This window comes from Streptomyces albidus (ex Kaewkla and Franco 2022), from assembly GCF_013870515.1.
In the GTDB taxonomy this organism is placed as follows: Bacteria; Actinomycetota; Actinomycetes; order Streptomycetales; family Streptomycetaceae; genus Streptomyces; species Streptomyces albidus.
Genome location: NZ_JACBXA010000208.1, coordinates 1 through 10,568, shown reverse-complemented (window position 1 = coordinate 10,568; position 10,568 = coordinate 1). Strand labels below are relative to the sequence as shown.

Genomic DNA, 10,568 nt, shown 5'->3' with positions numbered 1-10,568 from the left:
GCCCCGGGTGTAGGGGTGGCGGGGCTGCGCGAACAGCTCCTCGACGTGGGCGTGTTCGACGGCGCGGCCCGCGTACATCACCAGCACCCGGTCCGCGGTGTGCGCGACCACGCCGAGGTCGTGGGTGATCAGCACGATCGCGGTGCCCAGCCGCTCCCTGAGCGAGGTGAGCACGTCCAGAACGCCGGCCTGGACCGTGACGTCGAGCGCCGTCGTCGGCTCGTCGGCGATCAGTACGGCCGGGTCGCAGGCGACCGCGATGGCGAGCATGACACGCTGCCGCATGCCGCCGGAGAGCTGGTGGGGATACTCGTCGACGCGCCGCCGCGGATCGGGGATGCCCACCAGCTCCAGCAGCGACACGGCCCGATCCCGCGCCTCCCGCTTGCCCAACTCCTGGTGCCTGCGCAGCACTTCGCTGATCTGCCGCCCGACGGTGAGCACCGGGTTGAGCGACGTCATCGGCTCCTGGAAGATCATGGACAGTTCGCTGCCGCGGACCTTCCGCAGCGACTTCTCATCCGCGCCGGCCAGTTCACGTCCGCGCAGGGTGACGGACCCGGAGACCTTCGCCGTCTCCGGCAGCAGCCCCATCACGGCCAGGGACGTCACGGACTTGCCGCACCCGGACTCGCCCACCACGGCCAGCACTTCACCGGGTGCGACGTCGAACCCGACGCCGTCGACGGCGTGCACCCGCCGCCCCTCCTCGCCGTGGAAGGTGACGGCCAGGTCGCGGACGCTGAGCACCGGCTCGCTCTTCGTGGTCGCCTCGTTCACCGGGTCACCCCTCTCGGGTCGAGCACGTCGCGCAGACCGTCGCCGAAGAGGTTGAAGGCCAGTGTCGCCGCGACGATCGCGAGGCCCGGGAAGACGGCCATCCACGGGGCGGCGGCGATGTAGGGCTGGGCGCTGGAGAGCATGACGCCCAACGACGGTTCCGGCGGCTGGACGCCGAGCCCGAGGAAGCTGAGCAGCGCCTCGCCGATGATGGCCGTGGGGACGCCGACGGTCGCCTGCACGAGCAGTGCGGAGGCGGCGTTGGGCAGGATGTGCCTGGCCAGGACGGTGCCGTCGGAGCCGCCGCTGGCGATCGCGGCCCCCACGTAGTCGAGGTGCTTCAGGCGCAGCGTCTCGGCGCGCATGACGCGGATGACCTGCGGGACCAGGGAGACGCCGATCGCGATGGTGGCGTTCAGCAGCGACGGGCCCAGCACCGCCGCCAGTCCGACGGCCAGCACCAGGAACGGGAACGCCAGCAGGGTGTCGGTGATCCGCGAGACCAGCGAGTCCGCGAACCGCCCGTAGTAGCCGGCGACCAGGCCGAGCGGCACGCCCACCACGAAGGCGAGGGCCACGGCGAGGACGCCCACCTGCATCGAGGCGCGGGCTCCGTGAATGATCCGGGAGAGCTGGTCACGGCCGAGGTCGTCGGTGCCCAGCCAGTGGCTCCAGCCGGGCGGCGCCAGCGCGCTGCCGAAGTCGGTGCGCGCCGGGTCGTACGGAGCGATGAGCGGGGCGGCCAGTGCCGCGACGATGAAGACGACGGCGATGACGGCGCCGGCGAACGCGAGCCTGTTGCGGCGCAGTTGACGCAGCAGTCTGCGGGGTCGCGGCGGAGCGCCGCCGGTTCCGTCGTCGGGTGCGGTGCCGGGCGTCCCGCCGGTGCTGCCCGCCGCCTCGGTGACCGTACTCACTGTGCGCCTCCGAGCCTGATGCGCGGGTCGATGACGGAGTAGAGGAGGTCGACGGCGAGGTTCACCAGGATGTAGCCGGTGGCGGTGAAGAGCACGACGCCCTGCACCATCGCGTAGTCACGGGTGAAGACGGCGTCGATCATCAGCTTGCCGAAGCCGGGCAGGACGAAGATCTGCTCCGTGACGACGGCGCCGGAGATGAGGTGGCCCAGTTGGAGGCCGAGCACGGTGACGACCGTGACGAGTGAGTTGCGCAGCGCGTGGGTCCCGATGACCTGATGCGGGGCGAGGCCCTTCGAACGGGCGGTGCGCACGTAGTCGGCGGACAGCGACTCCAGCATGGCCGCTCTGGTCTGACGCATGACGACGGCGGCGAGGCCGCTGCCGAGGACGACCACGGGAAGCACCATCCGGCGCAGGTTCTCCAGCGGGTCGTCGCCGAAGGGGACGAATCCGGAGGCGGCGAAGACGGGCACGGCTATCGCCAGGCCCAGGATGAGCACGATGCCGAGCCAGAAGTTCGGTATCGAAAGGCCGAGCAGCGCCACGGTGTTGGCGACCCACTCCGCGGGGCGGCCGCGACGCACCGCGGCGATCACGCCCGCGCCGATGCCCACGACGACGGCCAGCAGGAGGGAGAGCAGGGCCAGTTCGAGCGTGACGGGGAGGGCGTCGAAGATCCCGTCGACGACCGGCAGCCCGGTACGGGCGGAGGTGCCCAGGTCACCGGTGACCGCGTTCTCCACGTAACGGCCGTACTGCACGGCGATGTTCTGGTCCAGGCCGTACTCCTGACGGATGGCCTCCAGCGCCTTGGGGGTGGTCTCCTCGCCCGCCAGGGCGCGGGCGGTGTCGCCGGGCATGGCCCGTACGCCGACGAAGACGACGATGCTGACGAGGACCAGGGTCAGCGCGGACTGGCCGAGGCGGCGCAGAACGTAGCGGGTCATCAGCCCTCGCCCTCCCCGCTGCCACGGGTCCAGCCGGCGTTCTCGACCCGTATCAGCCCGTCGCCGTAGACGCGCAGACCGCCGACCTCCTTGGCCGCGACGACGTAGTTGCGCTGGCGGTAGAGGTAGATGAGCGCGTTCTGGTCGTTGATGGCACGGGTCACGTCGCGGTAGATGTCCCGCCGCTTCTCGGGATCCGCGGTGCGCCGGCCGTCCTGGACGAGGCCGTCGATCTTCTTGTCGGAGATGCCGGAGCGGTTCTCGGAGCCGAGTGTGGCGGCGAAGGCGTCGACGTTGCCCGCCGGGTCCAGACGCCCTGACCAGCCGACGGACACCGCTTCGAAGTCGCCCTTGTCGGCGTGCTCCAGGAGCGTGGTGAACTCCGTGGGCCGCAGCCGCACCTGGAAGCCCGCGTCCTTCGCCATCGCCTGGACGACCTGGCCGAGGCGCATGTCCTCCACCGTGTTGGAGATGGTCAGTTCGACGGGCACGCGCCCCTTCTCCCCTGTCTCCTCGAGCAGTTGCCGCGCGCGCTTCAGGTCACGGCCGGGACAGCGGGTCTCGGTACCCAGTTCGCTGGAGGGGGCGACGGGCCCGCAGGCGGTGTCGTACATCCCCTGGAAGACGATCTTGTTGATCAGCTTCCTGTCGAGGGAGAGGGCGAACGCCTCGCGTATGCGCTTGTCGCGGGCGAGCGCGCCCTTCACCTTCCCCGGCGGCTTGCCGAGGCCGCGGGAGTTGCCCACATTCACGGTGAGGCCCTGGTAGCCGAGCGTCGGGGAGTTGAAGACCTGGAGCTTGTCGTCGGTCAGCGCGCTCTGCACCTCCAGGGGCGCCGTCTGGTCGCTGATCTGGGCGTCGCCGGAGCGCAGATTGGCCAGGCGTACGTTGCCGTCGATGATCGTGCGGTAGACGACGTGGTCGAGGTGGACGTCGTCGGCGGCGTAGTAGTGCGGGTCCTTCTTCAGCACGATCCGGTCCCCCGTCACGCGCCGCTCGAACTTGAACGGGCCCACGCAGGAGGGGTTCGCGGCGAAGTCCTTGCCGTACTTCTTCAGGGCCCGTGGCGACATCACCATCCCGGAGCGGTCGGCGAGCGCGCCCAACAGCGGCTCGTACGGCTCCTTGAGCCGCAGCTCGATCCGGTCGTCGCCGAGGGTCTCGATGCTCTTGACGGGCTCGAGTTCGCTGGCGCGCGCGGAGGCCGGCAGGTCACGGTGGCGCAGGAGCGAGGTGCGTACGGCCTCGGCGTCCATCTTGGTGCCGTCGCTGAAGCGGGCGTCGCGGCGGACGGTGACGACCACCTTCTTCCCGCCGTCGCTCACCTTCGGCATGCCTTCTGCCAGTTGGGGCCGGATGCGGTTCTTGGCGTCTGTGTCGTAGAGCTTCTGGCACATGGCGGCGAAGACGGTACGGCCCACGAGGGTGCTGCCGAGGCTCGGATCGAGCTTGTCCGGGTCGGACTTGAAGGCGACGGTGAGCGTCCCGCCGTCCCGTACGGAGCGGTCGTCTTCCATGCGGACGCCGCCGACCTCGGTCGCCGAGGTGGTCAGGGAGGCGCATCCGGTGACGGCGAGGGACAGCGCGGCCGTCAGGACCGTCGCACGCGTGAGGGCTGGTATGCGGTGTCGCAAGGCGCCTGCCTCTCAGCCGATCGACGGAACGCGGGCGACTGTATGTCGTATACAGCCATGTGGCAAGGGCTTACCGACAGCTTGACCAGTGCTCGTTTCGCCTGCGTAACGGCCGGGTCCACCCTGTGTGACCAGCGCTACGGCCACGATGACTACCCTTGGCCGACATGACTGCCTCCCCCGGAACCCCCGGCCCCGCAGCGGACGGAACGGACCCCGCAGCCTCGACGCGCGGACCGCTCGTGGCGATCCTCAGCGGGGCGGGAATCTCCACGGACTCCGGCATCCCCGACTACCGCGGCCCGCAAGGACTCTGGCGCAGCGACCCCGAGGCCGAGAAGCTGGTCACGTACGACTACTACATGACCGATCCGGACATCCGACGCAAATCCTGGCTGATGCGCCGGGACAGCCCCACCTGGGTGGCACAGCCGAACGCCGCGCACGAGGCGGTGGCCAGGCTGGAGCAGGCGGGCAAACCGGTGCGGGTCATCACCCAGAACGTGGACGGGCTCCACCAGCTCGCCGGCATCCCGGACCGCAAGGTCCTGGAGCTGCACGGGAGTTCACGGACGGTCGTGTGCACCCAGTGCGAGGACTCCGCCCCCATGGCCGACGCCCTGGAGAGGGTCGAGGCGGGAGAGGCCGACCCGGACTGCCGCTCGTGCGGCGGCATCCTGAAGTCGGCGACGGTGATGTTCGGGCAGGCTCTCGACCCTGAAGTGCTGGGCCAGGCCGTGGCGGTGGCCAAGGCGTGCGACGTCTTCATCGCCGTCGGCACCTCGCTCCAGGTGCAGCCCGCGGCGTCCCTGGCGGAGATCGCCGTGGAGCACGGCGCGCGGCTCATCATCGTCAACGCGGAGCCCACGCCGTACGACCCGATCGCCGACGAGGTCGTACGGGAGCCGATCAGCGAGTCACTCCCCGCGCTGCTCGACGAGCTGCATCAGTCCTGAGGCGCACTCGCCCGCAGCAGCCGTGACACTGCCTGCGCACCGGGACTGCCCGCCAGCAGCGCCTCGGTGAGGGCTTCACCGGCCGAGGCCAGCGCGTCGTCGCTCATCGGGCCGAGGGCGTCGAGGATGAAGACGGCGCGCGTCGTGCCGGTGGTCAGTCGCGTGCGCACGCACTGACGCCAGTTCCAGCGGCGGCAGGTGACGCCGGCGGCGTCCCGCCAGACGACCTCCCCGGGACGGGGATGCTCCACCTCCTCCTCGCCGCCCGCGGTGATCTCGAAGGGCTCGGTGCCGTCGGCACGCACCAGCCGGGCGGGGCCGGCGTAGCGGTCCAGGTCCTCGCCTCCGACGGGCAGCACGTGGGACACGGAGACGGCGTTGTAGATGTCCGTGAGCCGGTCGACGCGGGGCAGCCCGCCGGGCGCACGCCGCAACAGGGCGTCCACGCTGGGCCGTACACGCTTGGGCTTGGCGCCGAAAGAGCGGAACGCCTCGTGCCAGGCGGCGACATGGGGATGGGAGCCGGGGTCGGCGAAGGCGCCGGCCTCGGCCTCCTTGAGCAGGCTCTCGCTGAACTCGTCCCCGGGTCCGGGCAGCAGGCCCTGGGCCGCGACGAGCAACGCGCGGTAGTCGGGGCGCAGTTCGGTGACGGCGGAGTCGATGGAGGCGTCGCCCAGCCACCGGCGCAGTCCGGCGGCATCCGTGGTGTCGGCCATCAAGGACTCTCCCCCTCTTGGCTTACTGCGGCTTCCCGCAGAACAGTTCAATGAACCGGACAGTACAGCATTCAAGACCGCGGGTTTCCCGCGGTGACGCACCGTCCGATGCCCTGGGCAGGGGCGGAGGCGGGCCCGCGCCCAGTGGCACGGAACCTGATGGCGGGGAAGAATTCCGCAAGCGCTTTCACAACGAAGAGGCACTCAACGCCCCCTCGCCGTACGCCGATTCGGTCCATGGCGCCCGCGTGGAGGGAGGCCGCCTGGCGAGCGCCGTCGCGCGCCTCCTACGATGCTGGTGATCAGGGGGAGGGGTACATCCGTGGCACAGCGTTCAACTGGGCGCCTTGAGAACGGCATCGGCTGGGTGATCAGGAACCTGGATGTCGTCATCGCCGTCGGACTCGGCCTGACGATCGGGTTCCTCGACGTCTTCGGGGACGTCGTGAGCGACGACGTCTCCTCCGGCGCCACCTTGCTGGTCCTGGGTGCGCTCGCCGTCGGCTCGCTGACCGAGCGCGTCCGCCGCAGGTCCGACATCAGGGAGGTCTCCGCCGAGACCCAGCGCACGCTCGAGGACCTCGCGATGGTGCGCTCGCTGTCGGGCAATCAGGTCGGGGAGGCGTTGAAGAACGCACGCCAGGTGACGAGCCGTTGGTACTTCAAGGGGGGCACCGGCACGTATCTGCGCGCGGTGACGCTGCCCCGTTCCGTGGAGATCGCGACCCGGCAGCGCACACCCCTGACCGTCAAGATCGACATCATCAACCCCGGTAACGAGCAGACCTGTTCGGACTACGCCCGGTTCCGGCACACCTTCGCCCGTCAGCGGAACGTGACGGCCGAGAACGCGTGGACCACGTCGCGCACCCGCAAGGAGTCCTACGCCACGGTGCTGGCCGCCTGCTGGTTCCAGCAGCGCCTGGACACCCTCGACATCAGCGTGCATCTCTCCTCGGGCGTCCCGACGCTCCGGTTCGACCTGTCCGATTCCTGCCTTGTCATCACGCAGGACGATCCCAACCGCGTGAGCCTCCTCGTCGCCCGGGACCAGCCGCTCTACGACTACTACGTCACCGAGCTCCACCAGAGCAGGGAGCACGCGGTCAGGCTGGAGCTGCACGGCCTCCCGCCGCTGAGCGAGGAGCCGACGGTCGACGAAGTGCGTACGGTTTTCGCCCACTTGAACCTGGAGCTGCCCTCCGTCTTCACCGACGGGGACATCGGCGAGATCATTGACAAGGCCCTGCACGCTGAGGATCCCTACCGGAGGTGAGCCCCTCGGGCGTCATGGACTACGACAAGCTCGAACACGCGCTCAGGGACGGCTCGGCACCTGGCGACCCCCGCGAGGCGGTCGCCGGCGCCCTCGACGAGATCGCCTCCGGGAAACGGGACCTCCGCGCCGTACAGCATCCGCTCGGCTTCCTGTGCCTGCCTCTCGTCCGCGACGGTGAACGCGGCGTCTGCGTCCACCTGTTCGGGAGCGGCACCGGGGCGGAACCGACCGCGGCTCCCCCTGTGCACGCCCACAGCTGGGAGTTGCGCAGCCACGTGCTCTACGGGCGGGTGGCCAACGTGCCGGTGCGGGTGCGGGAGGAGGCCTCGAAGCCCACGCACCGCGTCTTCGAGGTGCACAGCGATCCCACCGGAGTCGACGAACTGCGCCCCACGGAACGCCTGGTGCACTCCGAACGCGGCCCCGAACACACCAGCTCGGGCGGTGAGACGTACACGCTCCCCGCCGGCGAGTTCCACTCCACCCTCGTCTCACGGGACGAGCCCGCGGCGACCCTGGTGCTCGGCCTGTCGCTGCCGGGGCGCAGCGACCTCATCCTCGGACCGTTGCAGGGACACGGCCACAGCACTGTCCGGCGCCTGTGCGGGGCAGGACATACACAACGGACGGCGCGGGCAGCTCTCAGGAGGGTCCATGGCGATCAGCGCGAGTGACGCGGGGTCAGGAGACTGGGCGCACGAGCAGGAGGTCGCCGTGGCGGCGGCCGAGGAGGCCGGGGCGATGCTGCGCTCGCGCTTCCGCCAGGCGCACACGGTGGACCGCAAGGGCGAGGACGGCGACGTCGTCACGGATCTCGACCTGGCCGCGGAGAAGCTGATACTGGCCCGTCTGCAGACGCACTTCCCGCACGAGCGGATCCTGTCGGAGGAGGCCGGGCTCTTCGACGCGGTCGGCCAACGCACCTGGCTGGTGGACCCGTTGGACGGCAGCAACAACGTCGCCATCGGGCTGACGGCCTACGCCGTGGGCATCGGGCTCTGCGTCGACGGCGCCCCCGTCGTCGGCGTCGTCCACGAACCGGTGACCGGCAGCACCTGGCGGGCGGCACTCGGACAGGGCGGCTGGTGCGGCTCCCGCAGGCTCACCGGGCCGACCGGGGAAGTGCCCCGCTCCGGGCCCGTCGTGGCCTGGACGCAGGGGCACGCGGTCGGCAGGAGCGATGCGACCGCGAGGGCGCTGCGGGGGGCGTTGGAGCTGCGCTCCAGGCGCGTACTCCAGTTGTGGGCACCGCTGTTGGGGTGGAGCATGCTGGCGCGCGGGACCGTCGACGCCTACGTCGGCTACTGCGCCGAAGGCATCGACTTCCCGCCCGGGGCGCTGCTGGCCGCCGAGACGGGCGTGGAGTTCCGCACGCTCACCGGCGGCGACTTCCAAGTGGGCTTCTCGGGGCCGGACTCGGGGCGGAGCTTCGTGGCGGGACGCGCGGAGATGATCCCGTATCTGCTGGACCTCGTGGCCGACGCCGTCCCGGCCTGACCTCGTCGCCCTCTCCCCGGCCGGCGCGTCACCGCACTTGGCGAGGGCCGAAACCCCGTCAGAACGCGGCGAGTTGGGCCGTCGCCGCGAGCGTCGCCGTCACGGAGAGGACCAGCCCCGTGCCCATGAACCGGCCCAGCGGGATGCTCGTGCCGTGCCACCGGCAGCGCTCGAACCACAGCAGGGTCGCGAGGGACGCCCACGGGGTGACGAGCGGCCCCACGTTGGTGCCGATGAGCAGCGCCAGCAACTGGTCCTTGTTGCCGGCGGGAACGGCCGACTCCCCCGCCAGATAGACCGGGAGGTTGTTGAGCACGTTGGAGAGCCCGGCGCCGACTCCCGCGGAGCGCAGCATGCCCAGCACTCCCCCGTCGGGCCCGATCGCCGCGGTGAGGAGACCGTGCAGGCCGTTGTGGTTCACCGTCTCCACGACGAGGAACATCCCCGGGACGAGCACCAGAAGCCGCCAGGGGATGAGTGAGAACCGCAGGTCGTCCCTGCGTCTGAACGCGAAGACGACCACCACGACCAGGGCCGCGGTCAAGGAGGCCGACCACAGCGGAACGTCGGCGACCAGGATCGCCAGCAGGAAGCCGGCGCAGGCGATCGCGCAGACGCGGAAGAGGACGGGGTCGGCGGGCCGCAGCGGCTCCGGCGGTATGTAGGCGTCCGCGCCGCGACGCCCGCGGCGCCAGTAGAAGCCCCACAGACACACCATCGTCACCGCGATCGCGACGAGCTGCGGTGCCCACATCGTGGCCGCCATCCCGGCCGGTGTGAGCGCCACACGGTCCGCTGCCAGCAGGTTCGTCAGGTTCGAGACTGGCAGCAGCAGACTCGCGGTGTTGGAAAGCCAGACGGTCGTCATCGCCAGCGGCACGGCGGCGATGCCCACCCGTGTGGCCAGCGCCAGCATCACCGGCGTGAGCAGGACCGCGGTGGTGTCCAGGTTGAGCGTGATGGTGGTGACGGATGCGAAGAGCACGCACAGCCCGAAGAGCAGCACGTAGTTGCCCTTGCCGGCGCGCGCGACCCAGGAGGCGACCGCATCGAACACCTCGGCCTTGCCGGTCAGTTCGGCCATGACGATGACCGTGGCGAGAAAGACGAGCAGCGGCCCGATGCGGGTCATCGCGTCCCCGGCGGGACGTGCGGGCAGCAAGCCGGAGGCGACGCAGACGAGTCCGGTGAGGAGCAGCCCGAGAGCCAGCCAGTCCAGCGGGTGGAGACGCTTGATGATTCGCACGGCAGAAGGGTCGCACACGGGCAGAAGCAGACCGGTGGCGGAGCGTGCCACCCGAGGATGCCTGGCCTGCGCGATTGCTCATACGATGGCGCCATGGCGAGCAACGGGGAACTGGTGGGTCAGGCACGGGATTTGGACTTCTTCATCAGCTACTCCCCGGCGGACGAGGCCTGGGCGTCGTGGATCGCCTGGACGCTGGAGGAAGCCGGCTACCGCACGGCCATCCAGGCCTGGGACTTCGTCCCGGGCACCAACTTCATCGACTTCATGGACCGCGGCGTCAGCGAGTCCGCGGCCGTCATCGCGGTGCTTTCGCGCCACTACGAGCGCTCCACGTACGGCCGCATGGAGTGGCAGGCCGCCCTGCGGGCCGAACCCGAGGCTCCCGAGCGGAAGCTGCTCACCGTGCGCGTGGAGGACATCCCGATCGAAGGGCTGCTCGCCACGATCACCTACGTCGACCTCGTGGGCGTGACGGACACCGGCACGGCGCGCAGCATGCTGCTCACGCGGGTCGGCCAGGCCCTCGACGGGCACGCCCGCCCCGGCAACCGGCCCGGTTACCCGGGCAGCCTGGGCTCCGCACCGTTCCC

The 10,568-nt window shown here is 70.5% G+C and carries 11 protein-coding genes; 5 read left to right on the top strand and 6 right to left on the bottom strand.

Annotated features, from left to right (window positions below):
* From H5J26_RS23720 to H5J26_RS23705, 4 genes are all read right to left on the bottom strand, one after another.
* The coding region (locus H5J26_RS23720; protein WP_181767979.1) for an ABC transporter ATP-binding protein at positions 1-780 on the bottom strand (780 nt) is incomplete at its 3' end.
* Positions 777-1,601 (bottom strand): ABC transporter permease, encoded by an 825-nt coding sequence (locus H5J26_RS23715; protein WP_181767983.1) that lies wholly within the window; start codon positions 1,599-1,601, stop codon positions 777-779. The genes H5J26_RS23715 and H5J26_RS23720, both read right to left, overlap by 4 nt.
* 92 nt (positions 1,602-1,693) lie before the next feature.
* Complete coding sequence (locus H5J26_RS23710) at positions 1,694-2,647, bottom strand: ABC transporter permease (protein WP_181767978.1); 954 nt, start codon at positions 2,645-2,647, stop codon at positions 1,694-1,696.
* Positions 2,647-4,281, bottom strand: coding sequence for an ABC transporter substrate-binding protein (locus H5J26_RS23705; protein WP_235981002.1), 1,635 nt, complete (start codon positions 4,279-4,281; stop codon positions 2,647-2,649). Before H5J26_RS23705 ends, H5J26_RS23710 begins: the two co-directional genes overlap by 1 nt.
* Positions 4,282-4,448: 167 nt before the next feature.
* Here H5J26_RS23705 and H5J26_RS23700 point away from each other — a divergent pair, with 167 nt between their 5' ends.
* Positions 4,449-5,237: an SIR2 family NAD-dependent protein deacylase gene (locus tag H5J26_RS23700; RefSeq protein WP_181767977.1), complete on the top strand. Its 789-nt coding sequence runs from the start codon at positions 4,449-4,451 to the stop codon at positions 5,235-5,237.
* Here the strand turns inward: H5J26_RS23700 and H5J26_RS23695 are convergent.
* A complete protein-coding gene (locus H5J26_RS23695; RefSeq protein WP_181767976.1) occupies positions 5,228-5,953 on the bottom strand; it encodes a B3/4 domain-containing protein in 726 nt (241 codons plus the stop codon). The genes H5J26_RS23700 and H5J26_RS23695 overlap by 10 nt on opposite strands.
* Before the next feature lie 322 nt (positions 5,954-6,275).
* On the opposite strand from H5J26_RS23695, the gene H5J26_RS23690 reads away from it, so the two are divergent.
* From H5J26_RS23690 to H5J26_RS23680, 3 genes are read left to right on the top strand one after another with little or no spacing between them, the layout of a single operon-like run.
* Positions 6,276-7,229, top strand: coding sequence for a hypothetical protein (locus H5J26_RS23690; protein WP_309238044.1), 954 nt, complete (start codon positions 6,276-6,278; stop codon positions 7,227-7,229).
* Complete coding sequence (locus tag H5J26_RS23685; protein WP_309238043.1) at positions 7,226-7,906, top strand: hypothetical protein; 681 nt, start codon at positions 7,226-7,228, stop codon at positions 7,904-7,906. Before H5J26_RS23690 ends, H5J26_RS23685 begins: the two co-directional genes overlap by 4 nt.
* Positions 7,887-8,729 (top strand): inositol monophosphatase family protein, encoded by an 843-nt coding sequence (locus tag H5J26_RS23680; protein ID WP_181767974.1) that lies wholly within the window; start codon positions 7,887-7,889, stop codon positions 8,727-8,729. The genes H5J26_RS23685 and H5J26_RS23680 overlap by 20 nt, the downstream gene beginning before the upstream one ends.
* Before the next feature lie 58 nt (positions 8,730-8,787).
* Here H5J26_RS23680 and H5J26_RS23675 read toward each other — a convergent pair whose 3' ends face one another.
* Positions 8,788-9,975, bottom strand: a complete 1,188-nt coding sequence (locus H5J26_RS23675; RefSeq protein ID WP_309238042.1) for an SLC13 family permease — start codon at positions 9,973-9,975, stop codon at positions 8,788-8,790.
* 93 nt (positions 9,976-10,068) lie between these two features.
* Between H5J26_RS23675 and H5J26_RS23670 the strand changes: the two genes are divergently transcribed.
* On the top strand, positions 10,069-10,568 hold a 500-nt coding region (locus H5J26_RS23670; RefSeq protein WP_181767973.1), incomplete at its 3' end, for a toll/interleukin-1 receptor domain-containing protein.

Excerpts from the sequence above, each read along its gene's own strand:
- H5J26_RS23700 (WP_181767977.1), top strand. The coding sequence starts at position 4,449 with ATGACTGCCTCCCCCGGAACCCCCGGCCCCGCAGCGGACGGAACGGAC.
- H5J26_RS23680 (WP_181767974.1), top strand. The coding sequence starts at position 7,887 with ATGGCGATCAGCGCGAGTGACGCGGGGTCAGGAGACTGGGCGCACGAG.
- H5J26_RS23695 (WP_181767976.1), bottom strand. The coding sequence starts at position 5,953 with ATGGCCGACACCACGGATGCCGCCGGACTGCGCCGGTGGCTGGGCGAC.
- H5J26_RS23710 (WP_181767978.1), bottom strand. The coding sequence starts at position 2,647 with ATGACCCGCTACGTTCTGCGCCGCCTCGGCCAGTCCGCGCTGACCCTG.